The sequence below is a fragment of the Flavobacterium sp. Flavsp81 genome (assembly GCF_059491325.1).
In genome coordinates this window covers 477,375-494,420 of record NZ_CP168505.1, presented here as the reverse complement: position 1 = coordinate 494,420, position 17,046 = coordinate 477,375, and the positions used below count along the sequence as shown (strand labels likewise).

Below are 17,046 nucleotides of genomic sequence, written 5' to 3'. Positions count from 1 at the left end.
TTAATAAAAAATAAACAATAACCAAATTCAACATAAATATCAATTATCCTGATTATCAAACGATTCTTCTTTTCATAAAAAAAAAACCGAGTCATTTCTGACCCGATTTTCATATTCAATTGCAAAGATGCACAGTAGTGCATCTCTACCTACGAGTAAATTATTTTACTTCTTCGAATTCAACGTCTTCAACATTGTCACCTTGCGATTGTTGCTCTTGTTGTGGAGCTGCTTGTTGACCTTGTTCGCCTTGAGCATACATCGCTTCTGTAGCTGTTTTCCATGCTGCATTGATGTTGTCAAGAGCAGTTTGAATAGCTGGGATGTCTTGAGATTGGTGAGCCATTCTCAATTCAGTTAAAGCGTACTCTACAGCAACTTTGTGGTCATCAGCAAGTTTGCTTCCTAACTCTTTCAATTGACTTTCTGTTTGGAAAATCATGCTGTCAGCTTCGTTTAATTTCTCAGCTCTTTCTTTAGCTATTTTGTCAGCATCAGCGTTAGCTTCAGCATCTTTTTTCATTTTTTCGATTTCTTCAGCTGTTAATCCGGAAGAAGCTTCGATACGGATATCGTGAGATTTTCCTGTTCCTTTATCAGTTGCAGAAACTTTGATGATACCATTTGCATCGATATCAAAAGTTACCTCGATTTGAGGAACTCCTCTTGGTGCTGGTGGAATACCATCTAAGTGAAAACGACCGATAGTTTTGTTATCAGCAGCCATAGCTCTTTCACCTTGCAATACGTGAATTTCAACAGATGGTTGAGAATCAGCAGCAGTTGAGAAAACTTGTGATTTCTTTGTTGGAATAGTTGTGTTAGACTCGATTAATTTAGTCAATACACCACCCATAGTTTCGATACCTAAAGATAAAGGTGTAACGTCAAGTAACAATACATCTTTTACATCTCCGGATAAAACTCCACCTTGAATAGCTGCTCCAATAGCAACAACCTCATCAGGATTAACTCCTTTAGATGCTTTTTTACCGAAGAATTTCTCTACTTCGTCAGCGATTCTTGGCATACGGGTAGAACCTCCAACAAGAATTACTTCGTCGATATCAGATGTAGATAAACCTGCATCTTTTAATGCTTTAGCAACTGGCTCCATAGAACGTTTTACTAAAGTATCAGATAATTGCTCAAATTTAGCTCTTGATAATTTTTTAACTAAGTGTTTTGGTCCTGAAGCAGTAGCAGTTACATAAGGTAAGTTGATTTCAGTTTCAGCAGAAGATGATAATTCAATCTTAGCTTTCTCTGCAGCTTCTTTCAAACGTTGCAATGACATTGGATCTAAACGTAAATCAATACCTTCTTCAGATTTGAATTCGTCAGCTAACCAATCGATAATAACCTGGTCAAAATCATCACCACCTAAGTGAGTATCACCATTTGTAGACAATACTTCAAATACACCGTCTCCTAATTCAAGAACAGAGATATCAAAAGTACCTCCACCTAAATCGTAAACAGCAATTTTTTGATCTTTTCCTTTTTTATCTAATCCGTAAGCAAGTGCCGCAGCAGTTGGCTCATTGATGATACGCATAACTTTAAGACCTGCAATTTCACCAGCTTCTTTAGTAGCCTGACGTTGTGCATCATTAAAGTAAGCAGGAACAGTAATAACCGCTTCAGTTACAGTTTGACCTAAATAGTCTTCAGCAGTTTTTTTCATTTTTTGAAGTGTCATTGCAGACAACTCCTGAGCAGTGTATAAACGACCATCAATATCCACACGTGGTGTATTGTTGTCACCTTTTACAACACTGTAAGGAACTCTTTTTGCTTCTTCTGTAATTTCAGCAAAAGTGTGTCCCATAAAACGTTTAATAGAAGCAATCGTTTTTGTAGGATTCGTTACCGCTTGTCTTTTTGCAGGATCACCTACTTTAATTTCTCCACCTTCAACAAAAGCGATGATAGATGGCGTTGTTCTTTTTCCTTCTGCGTTAGGAATAACAACTGCTTCGTTACCTTCCATTACAGAAACACAAGAGTTCGTCGTACCTAAGTCAATTCCGATTATTTTACCCATTTTTTATATATTTAATTTTGATATACATTTTATAACTCAGGTGGCATAAGTCAATCTTTGTGCCAATATAAAAAACCAAAGTAAATTGTCAGTTTTCATGTCGGCACAATAAAAATCATCTGACAACATGACATTTTTAAAACCTGACAGCCGTGGCATATCAGTACTTTACGTGTCATTATCAGGAGCTGTTTACTTCGTCAGTTCGCTATCGCTCGTGTCCTGCTCCCGCTGTATCTTTTGTGGTCTCGTTAGAAAAAAACGAGACCACAAAAGGATGTCGCTGCTATCAGTGCTAAAACTTCACAATAGCAAGAAAAATATATTCCTGTAAATAATATTAAAATTAATTACATTCGTTGAAAATATAATTATGGAGGAAAAATACCCTTTTATGCTTGAAAGAATACAATCAATTTTAATTGACTCTGTTTTAATAGTCGCATGTATGATAATTTTCTCCGATATTTTAGCCGGCTTCAAAAATGTACAGGATTGGTTAAGAGCCATTTTGCTTATATCTTTATTTCTGTACGAGCCGATAGCAACAACTTTTGGAGGTACAATAGGCAATAATATAAAAAGAATAAGGGTTAGAAAAGATTCAGATGACACAAAACAAATCAATATTTTTCAGGCATTAATCCGATATTTTTTTAAATTGTTATTCGGCTGGCTTTCTTTTATCACTATCTTTTCCAGTTCAAAAAAAAGAGCTATTCATGACATTCTTAGCGGAACTGTGATGGTAAAGGTGTAAGATTAATTTCCAACTATAATAAAACAATTCAAAGAATAAAATAAAGAATAAAATGATGAATACAGAATTAGAAAACAACTTCGACGAATTTGAAAAGCCATTAATTATCCGCAGAAAGTTATTACCATGGTGGATGAAGATGTTCTGCTGGATATTTATGATCATGGGTGTTGGTGCAATTGCGGCATTAATTGTAAGTCCATTTATTTCAAACTTTCAATTATCAATTTATGGTTTCGAAACCAATACACCCCTTTCCGGAGTTGGAGTCTTTATTATTACAATTTTAATTTTCAAAGGATTTGCTGCATACTCACTTTGGTTTGAAAAACAAAATGCTATAACAATTGGTAAAATAGATGCTGTTGCCGGAATTGTTATCTGTGCGGCTTCTATGTTTATAATTCCGTTTATATCTGAATCCGGGTCCTCTCATTTTGATTTGAGACTGGAAATTTTACTTCTCATTCCTTATTATCTAAAACTAAATAAAATTGAATATGAGTGGGACAATTTAGAAAGTTTATAATTTTGATTTAAAAATAACTAAATTAGTATCTCAAAAAGTATATCATTTAGTAAAGTCTTATAATGAAAAATAGCATTGCAATTTATGGAGCCTATGGACACACCGGAAAATTTATTGTATCTCAACTTTACAGACAAGGCTACAAGGATCTGATTCTTTCCGGAAGAGATCAGGAAAAATTAATAGCTTTAAGCAAAGAATATCCTGATTTAAAAATAAAAACAGCAGACATTACTGATTCCAAAACATTAGATAATGCTTTTTTTGATTCAAAAATTATTATAAACTGTGCCGGACCTTATTTAGACACAGCAGAACCTGTAATTAAATCTGCTTTGCGGTTAGGGAGCCATTATATTGATTTAAGTGCCGAACAAAAAGCAGTATTAGATGTGTTCGAACAGTTTTCTGAACAGGCAGAACGCGATAAAACCCTGGTAATTCCTGCCGCTGCATTCTACGGAGGATTAGCTGATTTATTAAGTACATCATTAACATCTGACTGGAATCAGATTGACGAAATAAACGTTTATATCGGACTGGATTCCTGGCATCCTACAAAAGGAACAAGATTAACCGGGAATCGAAATCATTATAAAAGATTAACTTTCAAAGACCATCGTTTACAAGAACTTGTACCAGAGGCTCCAAAAGAATGGAATTTTAAAAATCCAATCGGAATTAAGGAAATTGTAGCTTTACCTCTTTCGGAAATCATTACGATTTCCCGTCATTTAAATGTAAATACTGTTAATACCTATCTTAGTCAAAACTCTCTAACGGATCTTAGGAATAACGATACTCCAGAGCCAAAACCTATTGATGAGAAAAACAGATCTTCTCAACAATTTTGTATAGAAGTCATAGCAACAAAAGACAATACAAAGAGAACAATTACAGCTCAGGGTCAGGATATATATGCTGTCACTGCTCCCCTGGTTGTAGAAGCCGTAAATAGAATTTTATCCGGAAAAGTAAAGAAAACGGGCGTAACTACAATGGGTGAGGTATTTGATGCAGCTGATTTTTTAGAATCCTTAAATGACGATGATATTGTAGTGTCATCTGTACAAGAATCTGAATTAAATCAGTAAAACTAATTACATGTCCAATATAAAACTTTAAAATTCTTATTCATAATATACTCTTTATTACTCATTTCATGTGCAGGCTGTTCATCAATATAAATCAGTTTGTGAAGCCTTAACGGAACAAGCTTCATTAGCTATACTTTAACTTTCAAAGCTATTGCTTTATAGTTTTTATTTGTAATTTCGGTTTTCAAAAAAAGGACTGCTTTCTCAGAAAATAATTTCTAAAATGATAGTCTGAATAACATTAATACAAATAAAAAATGGTTTCATTTATTAAAGAAATATCTTTTCGCTGGTCAGATCTTGATCCAAATTTTCATGTTCGTCACAGTGCCTATTATGATTTTGGCGCACAGCATCGTATCGAGATTTTGGAACAGTTAGGTTTAACATTGAGAGTAATGCAGACTCAGAGTTTTGGTCCTGTTTTATTTAGGGAAGAATGTGTTTTCAGAAAAGAATTAAAACTTTCAGATAAAATATTTATCCACACTAAAACTTCAAAAATGAAAACCGATGCTTCCCGCTGGTCAATCATTCACGAATTCAGAAAAGAAGATGATACCCTTTGTGCTGTAATTACTGTAGATGGTGCCTGGATGGATACCAAACTTCGCAAACTGGCTTCTCCAACTCCGAAAATTGCTATTGAAGCTTTGAGTATTTTCCCAAAAAGTGAGGATTTTGTCGGACTTTAAAATAAAATCCGTTTACATATAAATTAAAAGACCGTTACAAATTAATGTAACGGTCTTTTTTAATTATCAATAGTTTGCTTTTATTCTGTTATCATCTTAAAATTGCTGTTTAAATTTTCTCTCGAAACATTTAATATATAAAGTCCTTTTACTTTTTTGTTTGAAATCTTCAAAGTAAAAACTCCGTTCCCATCAGAAACAATTTTTTCCTTAATAATTACCTTACCTGTTATATCACTTAAAGTTGCTGTAACATACGGTTGGTTATAATTTGGAATCGTAATGAAAATTTGATCTTTTACAGGATTAGGATAAACGCTAACATTATTTTTGTTTTGATTAAATTTTTCATTGTTTAATGTTGCTTCTGTGTATGCTGCCAGTACTTCAGGAGCTGTTAAGGCATAATTAAACATTTTAAGTTCGTCAAATGCTCCTTTATAAGGTGCAGGAGTATTAGTTGCTGCCTTAAACTCTAATTCACCAATATTTCCAATTACAAAATCACTAGCCTCACCAATACCGGTAACTGCAGTTTCATCAAGCTCAGATGAAAATACACCATCAGTATATATTCTTATTTTATGAGCAATAACATCTCTCATTATAACTACATTCACCCAGTTTCCTGTAAAAAATTTAGCAGCACTTGTTGTAACTTCTTTTTTAGTTACATCATCATCAATAGCAAAACGCAACAGACCTCCTTTAACTTCTACATCAAAACGCTTGCCTGTCGCACCAGTTGTCACGTTTTTTGTAATCGAGCCTTTACATAACACATATATACTGGTTGTTGAAGAACCTGGCAACAAAGCTGGCGCTGCTTTCATCCAAAACGAAACCGTAAAGGAATGCCTATCAAACAATATATGATCCTGATTTGGAATACTCGCCATATACATACTGCCCGACGATGTTGTTAAGTCTAAAGCATTATCTTTCTTTCCTGCCACTCTTACATTCGCATTATCATAAGCAACATCCAATACGCCATGATTAATATAATTGGTAAGATCAGTAATTTGCTCCCCTTCTGATGCAGCTTCCTTAAACGGCCAATGACCTACAAGGCTTGGCGTCAGAGCACGGAAATTCCATACATCTCCTGTTGCAATTCCTTTAGCATTAGAAGCATCAATTCTCCAATAATAATTTGTTGACGAACTTAAACCGGTAACCTGATAAGAGGGACTGGCTGAATAAGCAACATCAGCTAACTTGCTTAAGTTTGAAGCATTTGTACCAAAATATACCGAATACGTTACAGTATTTGTACTGCCGCTCCATTTCAGGGTTAAATTACCATTTGTCAGCTCTGCGTTATTAAATCCTGAAGCAGGAATTGGATTAATTGCTTTGGTTGGTGCCGATGGAATTGGCGGTGTCGTTAATGACCCTGTTTCATATACTGATGATTCTGTACTGTTTTTTGCTTTAATACGATAATAATATTTAGTATTTGGAAGCAAACCTGAATCATTATAGCTTGTAACATTTGCACCAAGCGTAATGATTTCTGTAAAATCAGTACCATTAACAGAACGTTCCACCACATAATTATCTTCATTTGCAGCACCGTCAATCCAGTTAACAGTTAAAGAACTGGATGGTGGAACTTCCGTTGAAACTACATTCGTGAAATTGATATTTGATGGCGGAATAATGAAATCCGATGGAGTTCCATTTGTTAATCCGTTAATGTACACCTCAATATTAAGGTAAGGTGCATTTGACGTACTTACTGCTAAAGCATCAGCAGCATTTTTATTCAAACCATTGGCATCTTCCCAAGCATCCGGCATACCATCATTATCGGTATCCTGAGGAGCCGGTGCGCCATAAACATGCCCCGCACCACCGTTGATGAATCCAAATTTATTGGTTAAATCAGTTTGAACATAAACGTATGTAGCAGTTATTCCTTTAGACATCAAATCTGAAATCATTAAATTTTCTACCTGATCACGTCTTGGGTAAGAAGCTCCAACATTCGCTACGATTTTATTATAAGCATCCTCGGCAGTCAGCGTTGTATTTTTCATTGGATAATCATATGGTGTTGACAGAATTGATGCAGCATCTTCAGTTGGATACCCTGTTAAATCAGCAGGTACCAGAGTCCCATTTAATATACCATCCTTATTATTATCAAAATAGTTGCCCGAACCGTATAAAAAGAAATTAGCATTTCCTCTGTTAAAAGGTGTAGAAACTGTATTGCTGGTATTTGGACCTCCAATAAAATAGTTATTGATAATATTTACATCTGAACTCCCTGCAGAATCCCCACCCATAATGTAGGCATCTCCGGATTCAGTATGCCCGTACGTATTTCCATAATTTCCCCAATTATAAACAACATTGTTTACAAACTCATTTATACCTTTAATTTTATTGTTACGTGTCTTATTACAGATGTATAAATTTCCAATTAAACTTATTTTACCTCCAGAAGGCTGCATTAACCCTCCAGCTGAGTGATTATGACGATGTAACCCCTGCCCGATTATAGAATTCTGAATAGTAATGTTATCAGGACTCAAGCCTTTACTATCCCAATTTATGGAAAAAACTTCGTCTGTACCCCAAGTAAAAGTCATATGGTCAAAAATCATGTTTGCCCCATTTGACAGACCTGATGCATCCTGATTTTGCGCAGTACCTCCATAACGAATACGGAGATATCTTGCAATGGTGTTGCTTGCTCCTGAAAATGTGACTCTTGGTCCTAAAAACACAATGCCTTCCCCGGTTGCAGTTTGTCCTGCAATAGTTGTATTTGCCGCCACTACAATTTGAGACTGCAAATTAACAATACCTCCTACTCTGAATATTACAAATCTGCCTTCCTGACTTACGGCATCGCGAAATGAACCCGTCCCACTGTCATTTAAATTGGTTACTAAATAAATTTGAGGGTTTGCAGCACCTCTTGCTCCTGTAGTATATCTGCCAAAACCTGTAGCTTCAGGAAATGCCAATGTTTGGGCATTTAAATCGCCAAAGGAGGCAATTAGCCCGCAAATCATAAAAAATTTAAGCGCATGCTTAAATGTTAGAGTCCTTCTTTTCATAAAATTTGGTTATAAGTTAGTTATTACCGAATTTACTTATAAGCTAAAAAGAGACTGTCCTGTCCTATCCTGTTTTATTTTATTTTACTAATTATCAAAAGATTATACGGTTTACATTACAGAAATATTTTTTCCAATTAAAAACGATAATTTTGTTTATAACACTCATTTGTCATATCATGAAAAATTCAAAAATTATACCCATACAAACATCACATCTTTTTTCTGTATTAGATGAATTACTGATTGAACTTTTGAAATCATTAACAGAAGAAGAATGGAACGCACAAACAGTTGCTAAAAAATGGACGGTAAAGGATATTGCTTCTCATTTACTTGATGGAAATTTAAGAGGTTTATCCATTTCCAGAGATCATTTTTTTGGAGAAAAACCTGCAGCTATTAATTCCTACAGAGATTTGTTGATTTTCTGAACCAACTAAATATGACATGGACCGACGCCACTAAACGACTCAGCCCAACTGTTTTAATAGATTTACTGGAAACAACAGGAAAACAATATTCAGAACATCTTCAAACATTAAATGTTTTTGAGAATGCTGTATTTTCAGTTGCATTGGCAGGAGAAGAAACTTCACTCAATTGGTTTCATATTGCCCGCGAATACACAGAAAAATTTCTGCATCAGCAGCAAATTAGAAATGCAGTCAGAAAACAGGCACTCTTTACAAAAACCTTATTTTATCCGTTCATTAATACTTTCATGCAGGCTCTTCCATATGTTTACAAAAATATCCCCGCCAAAGAAGGCACCATTGTAACCTTAATTGTTAATACTGAAATTGGCGGTCGATGGAATATCATCAAAGAAGAAAAGCATTGGCGGTTTGTTGAATCGTTTGATACAGAACCAACTTCAATCATAAAAATTGACCCTGATGATGCATGGATGTTATTCTCAAAAGGAATGGATCCTGATGAAGCAAAACAAAAAGTAGAGATTCTTGGCGATAAAGAACTGGCAGAAATAGCTTTAAACATTGTTGCAGTAATGGCGTAATTTAAAATAAATCTTTTCTGATAATTTTAAGACTTTAATTTTTGGTTTTAAAATGGTAAGCTTTAATTTTAATATCTGTTGGATGTAATAAAATTATTAGGTGTCAGGCTGAACGGAGTCGCAGCCCTTTTATGGTAAAAACCTTCGACTGAATTTATCCTGAGCGAAGTCGAATGGACTCAGGGTGACAATTCAATTACACCAATGTTTTTTATTATATTATTATACCAATTTAATACGAATTGAAGATGAAAAAAATAAAATTTATAATGCTTTTACTTCCTTTTCTATGCTTTTCGCAGCAGGAAAATATAAAAGCCCTCGATATCAATTTAAGTAATTACGAATATCCCTTTCCGGTTCAATATTTAGAATTAAACAATCAGCGCCAGATTTTAAAAATGGCATATATGGATATTAAACCAGATAATTACAATAATAAAAACATCGTTTTGCTTCACGGTAAAAACTTCAACGGAGCCTACTGGGAAACTACAATAAAAGCTCTGACTAAAGAAGGTTTCAGGGTTATTGTACCGGATCAGATTGGTTTTGGAAAGTCATCAAAACCGGATAACTTTCAATATACATTTCAGCAATTTGCAGAGAATACCAAAAAATTACTGGATTATTTAGGAATTAAAAAAACTACGATTTTAGGACATTCTATGGGCGGAATGTTAGCCACCAGATTTACATTGATGTATCCTGAAACTGCCGAAAAATTAGTCCTTGAAAACCCGATTGGCCTGGAAGACTGGAAATTAGTTGTTCCGTACAAAACCGTAGATTGGTGGTATGAAAGCGAATTAAAGCAAAATTATGAAGCCATCAAAAAATACCAAATGGCAAATTATTATGACGGAAAATGGAATGCCGATTTTCAAAAATGGGCAGAACTTGCCGCTGGCTGGACAAAGGCTCCCGATTACAACAAAGTTGCATGGAATTCTGCTCTTATGTATGATATGATTTTTACCCAGCCTGTTTTATATGAATTTAAAAACATCAAAAGCCCAACGCTTTTAATCATCGGAACAAGAGATAAAACAGCCCTTGGAAAACAATTGGTTTCTGAAGAAGTCAAAAAAACAATGGGTAATTATGCTGAACTGGGAAAGAAAACACAAAAAGTAATTCCGAATTCAAAATTAGTCGAAGTTGCCAACACCGGACATTTACCACATATTGAATCTTTTGATCAATTTATAAAACCATTAATTGTATTTTTGAAACAATAAAAACTTTAACCTTAAAACCAATCCTATGTTTACAATAGAACAGATAAAAGAAGCCCATGCTAAAGTAAAAAGTGGTGCTGATTTCCCCAACTATATACAAGATTTAATCATTTTAGGTGTAAAAGGTTACGATACTTTTGTCCATGATGGTCATGTAGAATATTACGGAGTAAACAATTATAGTGTTATCTCTGAAGAAAAATATAATCCAATAGAAATTGCCAAATCAGCCAATAAAGAACGATTTATTGAATTTTTAGTGATGCATCAGGATGGACAGACCGATTATTTAACGTTCTGCAATCATTCCGCACAATGCGGTATAGCCAAATGGAGAGTTGATATTATAGAAATGACATGTACTTATTTTGATCTGGAAGGAAATGAAATTTTGATAGAAAAGATTCCGGGTGAATAAAAAATAAATAATCTGTTTAATTTTGAATGGATTTCTTTTCAGATGAAGTTTCAAAGTAAATTTATAAAATATGTCAGATAAACTTTCTCCAATTATAAACCCTGAAGAATTATTAAACCTAAAGGATTCAGCTGAAATTATTTTAATTGATGCCAGAGCCGGAGTTAATGCTGAAGAAAATTACCAAAATGAGCATTTAAAAGGTGCGCGATATATTGACCTGAATCGGGATTTAGCTGCTGTTGAAGATAATCCTGCAAACGGCGGAAGACATCCTTTACCCTCTTTTACAAAGTTTTCTGAAGTGCTTTCAAAAATTGGAATTCAGCCTTCAAGTCACATTATAATTTATGACGATAAAAACGGATCAAATGCCGCAGCACGCTTTTGGTGGATGCTACGTGCCATTGAGCATGAAAAAGTACAGGTTTTAAACGGAGGTTTACAGGCCGCAATAAAAACAGGTTTTCCGATAAGTTCAGAAATTGAAAATTTTGGCACAACTGAAAAATACCCAGTATCAGAATGGAAATTAGGTTTAGCCGATATCAAAGAAGTCGAAAAAGCCAGAAATAATACCGAAAATATAGTAATTGATGTGAGGGATAAAAATCGTTTTGACGGCCTCACGGAACCTCTTGATCTAATTGCTGGTCATATCCCGGGTGCCATTAATGTACCCTTTAGCGAAAATTTAAACGAAGACGGATTTTACCATTCTCCAGAAGAATTATCTGCAAAATATTCCCGAATAATTGGAAACAAAAAACCTGAAAACATCATTGTTCATTGCGGGTCCGGGGTTACAGCCTGTCATACTTTATTAGCAATGGATTATGCCGGAATTCCGATTCCAAGACTGTACGTTGGATCATGGAGCGAGTGGTCACGCAATGATTTGCCAATGGCTGTCCAAGAAACAAAATAGAAATTTTAAAACATAAAACATAAAATGCAACATTGGGACATTCTTTTATCCAATCAGGTAAATAAAAAAAAATATATAGATTCCTTACTTTCAGGAGAAGCCAAAGAGGAATTGTCGTTTTTAAACCATCAGAAAGGAATCCTTTTTTCGGATATTACCATCGAAAAATTCATCGAAAAAGAATACCAATATGACGTTGTTGAAGCATCTCCCGACTCTCACAGACAATTAAGAACCTTTTCATCAGGAGAACGCAAAAAGGAATTTTTAAAATACTGTATCAATCAAAATCCTGATTTTATCATATTTGATAATCCTTTCGATCACTTGGACCAGGCCTCACGTATAAATCTGGCTCATTCGCTGGAAAAATTAACAGAGAATGTTGCCATTATCCAGTTAGTAAACCGTGTTGCTGATGTACTTGATTTTGTTCCCAATAAAGCCCAGATTCAGGACAATTCATTTCAATTGCATCCGATTTCAAAAAACGAAAATCATTTTAAGACCTTAGAAACTTCATCAATTCCAAAAGCATTGGAAAATCATACTTTCCATGAAAATGTATTGATAAAAATGGATAAGGTCTCTGTAAGTTATGATGATCGAAAAATTTTAGACAATATCTCATGGACAATAAAACAAGGTGAATTCTGGCAATTAATAGGTCCGAACGGTTCCGGAAAAAGCACTATTTTATCTTTAATTACCGGCGATAATCCTAAAGGATTTGGTCAGGATTTATTTTTGTTTGGAAGAAAAAAAGGTAGCGGCGAAAGTGTCTGGGATATCAAAAAACAAATCGGAATCTTTGCCACTTCTATGACCGATCTGTTTCAGAAAAGCCACACTTTAGAACAAATGATTCTTTCAGGCTTCTTCGATTCTATCGGATTATATACGGAGCCGACTACTTTACAAAAACAAATTGTTGCGCAATGGCTGGAGGTAATTGAAATGAGTCATTTAAAAAAGAAACGTTTTATTGATCTTTCGATCGGGCAGCAAAGAATAGCACTTATTGTGCGCGCCGTTTTAAAACATCCGCCATTACTGATTTTAGACGAACCTGTTGAAGGCCTGGACGATGAAAATGTTAATCTGGTTATTCAGCTTATCAATACGATTAAACAGGAAACGAATGTGACAATTTTATATGTTTCTCACAGAATCGAAGCAGGTCTTGCTCCTACTTCAGTTTTTGAACTCCTTCCTTCAGTTGTAGGTTCAATTGGGAGAATTAAATAACACTTTTTTAAATTGAAATAAACACTTGTTTGTCATTCCGTAGGAATCTAATTTTATAGATTATGTGACGTTGAGATTCCTACGGAATGACAAGATTGTGGTTTAAGGATACACAAATCCTTTCTAATTTTTATCTTCTAACAAAGGAACAAATCGAAATTCCCCAAACTCGTGTTTCTCAAATTGTGTCTCGTTTTTTCGGATTAATAAAGTCATAATCTGAACATCTTCCCCAAGTGGAATGACAAGCCTGCCTCCTATTTTTAGCTGCGCCATCAAGGGTTTAGGGATTATTGGTGCTCCAGCTGTCACAATAATACTGTCAAACGGAGCATAACTCGGTAACCCTTTGTAACCATCTCCAAAAGATAAATGTTTAGGACGGATATTTAGCTTAGGAAATAAATTCGAAGTTTGCTTAAATAGCTCTTTTTGTCTTTCGACGCTGTAGACTTTAGCACCCAACATACACAAAACTGCTGTTTGATAACCAGATCCTGTTCCAATTTCTAAAATTTTGTGATCTTTTTTTACTTCTAATAATTGCGATTGAAAAGCTACCGTGTAAGGCTGCGAAATAGTCTGTCCTGCCCCAATCGGAAAAGCTTTGTCCTGATAAGCATAATCTTCAAAACTTGAATTTAAAAAAAGGTGTCTTGGAATTTTTTTTATCGCATCCAGGACAGCTTTATCAGTAATTCCTTTTTGCTCCAAAGTGTTTACTAACTGATTACGAAGTCCTTGATGTTTGGCAGTATCTTTCAAAATAGGTTTATTTTATTTTGGTAAAATTAATAAACTAAATAGTAAATCAAATATTGATTTTTAATTATTAAATCGCTAAATCTTTAATGCATTCACTTTTACTTTCAACAAATAAATTATATTTTTGTTCAAAATACTTTATCATGTTAAAAGTGGGAGTTTTAGGTGCTGGTCATCTGGGGAAAATACATTTACGTTTATTACAACAATCTGACAAGTACGAATTAGTTGGATTTTATGACGAAAATCAGGAAAACGCCGAAAGAATTTCAAAAGAATTTGGCTATACAAACTTCAGCACTATTGCTAAATTAATCCATGCCGTTGATGTAATCGATATTGTGACTCCAACGCTTTCACACTACAAATGTGCTAAAGTGGCGATCAAATCCGGTAAACATATCTTTATAGAAAAACCCATCGCCAATACCGTTGAAGAAGCAGAAGAAATTATTGCTTTGGCAAAAGAATATAATGTAAAAGGTCAGGTTGGTCATGTTGAGCGTTTTAATCCAGCATTTATTGCTACGAAAAACATGATCGAAAACCCAATGTTTATAGAAACACATCGTTTAGCCGAGTTTAACCCTCGCGGTACTGATGTTCCTGTGGTTTTAGATTTAATGATTCACGATATTGATGCAATTTTAAGTGTCGTAAAATCAAAAGTAAAAAACATCAATGCCAGTGGTGTTTCAGTTATTAGTGATACTCCTGATATTGCCAATGCCCGAATTGAATTCGAAAATGGTTGCGTCGCTAATTTAACAGCCAGCAGAATTTCGATGAAAAACATGCGTAAAACACGTTTTTTTCAAAAAGACGCTTATATTTCTGTTGATTTTTTAGAGAAAAAATGTGAAGTAGTACGTATGAAAGATGCTCCGGAAGTACCCGGTGATTTTGATATGATCCTGCAGAATGCCGAAGGTGTAAAAAAACAAATCTACTTTACAAATCCTGACGTAGAACAAAATAATGCAATTTTAGATGAATTAGAATCATTTGCAAATGCAATTATTACAGATACTACGCCAGTTGTAACTCTTGAACAGGCAACTGATGCCTTGCGCGTAGCCTACCAAATTATAAATTGTTTTGATCAATAATTAAAATACAAACTCATTATCTTTAAGGTTTAAAGCTTGCTGAAAAGTAACTTTAAACCTTAAATTTTAAAATTTAAATACCAAAATAGAATGAAAACTATAGCTGTAATTGGTGCAGGAACAATGGGTAACGGAATTGCCCATACTTTTGCACAAAGTGGTTTTGTTGTAAAACTCATTGATGTTTCTGAAAAATCATTAGACAAAGGAATGGCAACTATTGCTGCCAATCTTGACAGAATGCTATCAAAAGGCACTATTACTCAGGAAGATGTAGCCAAAACGATCACCAATATTATTACGTACACAGATATAAAAGATGGTGTTGTTGGAGTTGATTTAGTAGTAGAAGCTGCAACTGAAAATGTCGAATTAAAATTGAATATTTTCAAACAATTAAATGAAGCCTGTTCTCACAACACAATCTTAGCCACCAATACATCTTCAATCTCTATCACACAAATTGGGGCGGTTGTTGCACATCCGGAACGAGTTATCGGAATGCATTTTATGAATCCGGTTCCCATTATGAAACTGGTTGAAATCATCCGTGGCTATAATACCAGCGATGAGGTAACTAAAATTATCATGGATTTATCTGAAAAACTAGGTAAAACCCCTGTTGAGGTAAACGATTATCCGGGCTTTGTAGCAAATAGAATTTTGATGCCTATGCTAAATGAGGCAATTGAAACGTTATATAACAAAGTTGCCGGAGTTTATGAAATTGATACCGTAATGAAATTAGGAATGGGACACCCAATGGGACCGCTTCAATTAGCTGATTTTATTGGTCTTGATGTTTGTTTGGCCATTTTGAATGTAATGTACGAAGGTTTCAAAAACCCAAAATATGCTCCTTGCCCACTATTGGTAAATATGGTAAGAGCAGGAAAATTAGGCGTGAAATCCGGTGAAGGTTTTTATGATTACAGTGAAAGTAAAAAAGCCGAGAAAATTTCGAAACAATTTGTTCTTTCATAAAAAAGAAAAAAACATGTCAATCGCATCAAATTTAAATAGTATTAAAGCAGGTTTACCAGAACATGTAACTTTAGTTGCAGTTTCAAAAACCAAACCTGTTTCTGATTTAATGCAGGCTTACGAAGCCGGCCAGCGAATTTTTGGAGAAAATAAAATTCAGGAAATGGCTGACAAGTACGAAGAAATGCCAAAAGATATTCAATGGCATATGATTGGTCATGTACAGTCTAATAAAGTCAAATTTATGGCGCCGTTTGTAAGTTTGATTCATGGCGTTGACAGCTTAAAATTATTACAGGAAATTAATAAACAGGCATTAAAAAATAACCGGATTATTGATTGTCTGCTGCAAATGTATATTGCCGAAGAAGAAACTAAATTTGGTCTTGACGAAAACGAATTGAATTCACTCCTGTCTTCAGCCGAATTTAAGGAAATGAAAAATATTAGAATTCTAGGATTAATGGGAATGGCGACTTTTACAGAAAATCAAAATCAAATTAAAAAGGAATTTACACATTTAAAGTCTATTTTTGATTCGTTACAACAAAACAAAGATGTACAGAACTACGCCTCTGCAATGGATAATTTTTCAATAATATCAATGGGAATGTCAGGTGATTATCAACTTGCTGTTGAATGTGGAAGCACAATGGTAAGAATTGGGAGCAGTATATTTGGAGGAAGATAGAATTCAATGGCAATGGCAAAAATCAATTGCAATATCAATTCAAAATAAAAAAATTAAAATATTAAGTGGAAAAAATATTCAATTTTGAAGATAGATTAGTTCGCTTTGCAGGAGAATGTATTTTCTTTACAAGACAATTAGACAAATTATTTGAAAATGAATATTATAAAAATCAATTAATTAGATCCTCTGGAAGCGCTTCTTTAAATTTTGGAGAAGCTCAAGGTACCATAACTGATAAAGATTTTATTTTTAAAGTTTCATTAGTTGTGAAAGAGTTAAAAGAATCAAGAAACTCGTTAAAAATTTTAGATTACATACAAGAAGGTGATAACGGGAAAAGAAATTTACTTTTGATTGAAGTTGAGCAACTAGTTGCAATTTCTTCAAAAATGATAATAAATAAAAAATAAATTCAATTACAATAACAATGGCA

17 protein-coding genes are annotated in these 17,046 nt (G+C 34.3%); 14 read left to right on the top strand and 3 right to left on the bottom strand.

Translation table 11 applies throughout. The features are described from left to right. Positions 1–160 precede the first annotated feature (160 nt). The gene (gene dnaK / locus ACEN92_RS02235) at positions 161–2,047 is read right to left on the bottom strand and encodes a molecular chaperone DnaK (RefSeq protein ID WP_495640740.1); all 1,887 of its coding nucleotides are present in this window, start codon (positions 2,045–2,047) and stop codon (positions 161–163) included. 373 nt (positions 2,048–2,420) lie between these two features. On the opposite strand from dnaK, the gene ACEN92_RS02230 reads away from it, so the two are divergent. The 4 genes from ACEN92_RS02230 to ACEN92_RS02215 all read left to right on the top strand — a co-directional run bounded on the left by ACEN92_RS02230 (position 2,421) and on the right by ACEN92_RS02215 (position 5,128). Further along, on the top strand, positions 2,421–2,807 hold the full coding sequence (locus tag ACEN92_RS02230; RefSeq protein WP_495640739.1) for an RDD family protein: 387 nt from the start codon (positions 2,421–2,423) through the stop codon (positions 2,805–2,807). Positions 2,808–2,859: 52 nt separating this feature from the next. Continuing rightward, the gene (locus ACEN92_RS02225; protein WP_495640738.1) at positions 2,860–3,336 is read left to right on the top strand and encodes a hypothetical protein; all 477 of its coding nucleotides are present in this window, start codon (positions 2,860–2,862) and stop codon (positions 3,334–3,336) included. Between the two features lie 62 nt (positions 3,337–3,398). Next, positions 3,399–4,430 carry a saccharopine dehydrogenase NADP-binding domain-containing protein gene (locus ACEN92_RS02220; RefSeq protein WP_495640737.1) on the top strand — a complete coding sequence of 344 codons (1,032 nt, stop codon included), beginning with the start codon at positions 3,399–3,401 and terminating at the stop codon, positions 4,428–4,430. Between the two features lie 260 nt (positions 4,431–4,690). Next, the gene (locus tag ACEN92_RS02215; protein WP_495640736.1) at positions 4,691–5,128 is read left to right on the top strand and encodes an acyl-CoA thioesterase; all 438 of its coding nucleotides are present in this window, start codon (positions 4,691–4,693) and stop codon (positions 5,126–5,128) included. 80 nt (positions 5,129–5,208) lie between these two features. Here the strand turns inward: ACEN92_RS02215 and ACEN92_RS02210 are convergent, their stop codons facing one another. Beyond that, positions 5,209–8,205: a LamG-like jellyroll fold domain-containing protein gene (locus tag ACEN92_RS02210; protein WP_495640735.1), complete on the bottom strand. Its 2,997-nt coding sequence runs from the start codon at positions 8,203–8,205 to the stop codon at positions 5,209–5,211. A gap of 179 nt (positions 8,206–8,384) precedes the next feature. Between ACEN92_RS02210 and ACEN92_RS02205 the strand changes: the two genes are divergently transcribed. From ACEN92_RS02205 to ACEN92_RS02180, 6 genes are all read left to right on the top strand, one after another. Then, positions 8,385–8,639 carry a maleylpyruvate isomerase N-terminal domain-containing protein gene (locus ACEN92_RS02205; RefSeq protein WP_495640734.1) on the top strand — a complete coding sequence of 85 codons (255 nt, stop codon included), beginning with the start codon at positions 8,385–8,387 and terminating at the stop codon, positions 8,637–8,639. Positions 8,640–8,650: 11 nt separating this feature from the next. Continuing rightward, entirely contained in the window at positions 8,651–9,226 is a 576-nt protein-coding gene (locus ACEN92_RS02200; RefSeq protein WP_495640733.1) for a hypothetical protein, read from the top strand. A gap of 248 nt (positions 9,227–9,474) precedes the next feature. Then, positions 9,475–10,467: an alpha/beta fold hydrolase gene (locus tag ACEN92_RS02195; protein WP_495640732.1), complete on the top strand. Its 993-nt coding sequence runs from the start codon at positions 9,475–9,477 to the stop codon at positions 10,465–10,467. A gap of 25 nt (positions 10,468–10,492) precedes the next feature. Further along, the gene (locus ACEN92_RS02190) at positions 10,493–10,885 is read left to right on the top strand and encodes a DUF1398 domain-containing protein (RefSeq protein WP_495640731.1); all 393 of its coding nucleotides are present in this window, start codon (positions 10,493–10,495) and stop codon (positions 10,883–10,885) included. Between the two features lie 70 nt (positions 10,886–10,955). Continuing rightward, positions 10,956–11,813, top strand: a complete 858-nt coding sequence (locus ACEN92_RS02185; protein WP_495640730.1) for a sulfurtransferase — start codon at positions 10,956–10,958, stop codon at positions 11,811–11,813. Positions 11,814–11,837: 24 nt separating this feature from the next. Beyond that, positions 11,838–13,061: an ABC transporter ATP-binding protein gene (locus tag ACEN92_RS02180; protein ID WP_495640729.1), complete on the top strand. Its 1,224-nt coding sequence runs from the start codon at positions 11,838–11,840 to the stop codon at positions 13,059–13,061. Positions 13,062–13,184: 123 nt separating this feature from the next. Here ACEN92_RS02180 and ACEN92_RS02175 read toward each other — a convergent pair whose 3' ends face one another. Beyond that, positions 13,185–13,826 carry a protein-L-isoaspartate(D-aspartate) O-methyltransferase gene (locus ACEN92_RS02175; RefSeq protein WP_495640728.1) on the bottom strand — a complete coding sequence of 214 codons (642 nt, stop codon included), beginning with the start codon at positions 13,824–13,826 and terminating at the stop codon, positions 13,185–13,187. Between the two features lie 143 nt (positions 13,827–13,969). Between ACEN92_RS02175 and ACEN92_RS02170 the strand changes: the two genes are divergently transcribed. The 4 genes from ACEN92_RS02170 (at position 13,970) to ACEN92_RS02155 (ending at position 17,023) form a co-directional block, all read left to right on the top strand. Then, a complete protein-coding gene (locus tag ACEN92_RS02170) occupies positions 13,970–14,935 on the top strand; it encodes a Gfo/Idh/MocA family protein (protein ID WP_495640727.1) in 966 nt (321 codons plus the stop codon). A 90-nt stretch (positions 14,936–15,025) separates the two neighbouring features. Further along, positions 15,026–15,919, top strand: coding sequence for a 3-hydroxyacyl-CoA dehydrogenase family protein (locus ACEN92_RS02165; protein ID WP_495640726.1), 894 nt, complete (start codon positions 15,026–15,028; stop codon positions 15,917–15,919). A 13-nt stretch (positions 15,920–15,932) separates the two neighbouring features. Continuing rightward, the gene (locus tag ACEN92_RS02160; RefSeq protein ID WP_495640725.1) at positions 15,933–16,610 is read left to right on the top strand and encodes a YggS family pyridoxal phosphate-dependent enzyme; all 678 of its coding nucleotides are present in this window, start codon (positions 15,933–15,935) and stop codon (positions 16,608–16,610) included. A 65-nt stretch (positions 16,611–16,675) separates the two neighbouring features. Then, a complete protein-coding gene (locus ACEN92_RS02155; RefSeq protein ID WP_495640724.1) occupies positions 16,676–17,023 on the top strand; it encodes a four helix bundle protein in 348 nt (115 codons plus the stop codon). The last annotated feature ends 23 nt before the right edge of the window (positions 17,024–17,046 follow it).

Excerpts from the sequence above, each read along its gene's own strand:
- ACEN92_RS02165 (WP_495640726.1), top strand. The coding sequence starts at position 15,026 with ATGAAAACTATAGCTGTAATTGGTGCAGGAACAATGGGTAACGGAATT.
- ACEN92_RS02205 (WP_495640734.1), top strand. The coding sequence starts at position 8,385 with ATGAAAAATTCAAAAATTATACCCATACAAACATCACATCTTTTTTCT.
- ACEN92_RS02200 (WP_495640733.1), top strand. The coding sequence starts at position 8,651 with ATGACATGGACCGACGCCACTAAACGACTCAGCCCAACTGTTTTAATA.
- ACEN92_RS02195 (WP_495640732.1), top strand. The coding sequence starts at position 9,475 with ATGAAAAAAATAAAATTTATAATGCTTTTACTTCCTTTTCTATGCTTT.
- ACEN92_RS02220 (WP_495640737.1), top strand. The coding sequence starts at position 3,399 with ATGAAAAATAGCATTGCAATTTATGGAGCCTATGGACACACCGGAAAA.
- ACEN92_RS02225 (WP_495640738.1), top strand. The coding sequence starts at position 2,860 with ATGATGAATACAGAATTAGAAAACAACTTCGACGAATTTGAAAAGCCA.
- ACEN92_RS02180 (WP_495640729.1), top strand. The coding sequence starts at position 11,838 with ATGCAACATTGGGACATTCTTTTATCCAATCAGGTAAATAAAAAAAAA.
- ACEN92_RS02210 (WP_495640735.1), bottom strand. The coding sequence starts at position 8,205 with ATGAAAAGAAGGACTCTAACATTTAAGCATGCGCTTAAATTTTTTATG.
- ACEN92_RS02170 (WP_495640727.1), top strand. The coding sequence starts at position 13,970 with ATGTTAAAAGTGGGAGTTTTAGGTGCTGGTCATCTGGGGAAAATACAT.
- ACEN92_RS02160 (WP_495640725.1), top strand. The coding sequence starts at position 15,933 with ATGTCAATCGCATCAAATTTAAATAGTATTAAAGCAGGTTTACCAGAA.
- ACEN92_RS02230 (WP_495640739.1), top strand. The coding sequence starts at position 2,421 with ATGGAGGAAAAATACCCTTTTATGCTTGAAAGAATACAATCAATTTTA.
- ACEN92_RS02185 (WP_495640730.1), top strand. The coding sequence starts at position 10,956 with ATGTCAGATAAACTTTCTCCAATTATAAACCCTGAAGAATTATTAAAC.
- ACEN92_RS02190 (WP_495640731.1), top strand. The coding sequence starts at position 10,493 with ATGTTTACAATAGAACAGATAAAAGAAGCCCATGCTAAAGTAAAAAGT.
- dnaK (WP_495640740.1), bottom strand. The coding sequence starts at position 2,047 with ATGGGTAAAATAATCGGAATTGACTTAGGTACGACGAACTCTTGTGTT.
- ACEN92_RS02215 (WP_495640736.1), top strand. The coding sequence starts at position 4,691 with ATGGTTTCATTTATTAAAGAAATATCTTTTCGCTGGTCAGATCTTGAT.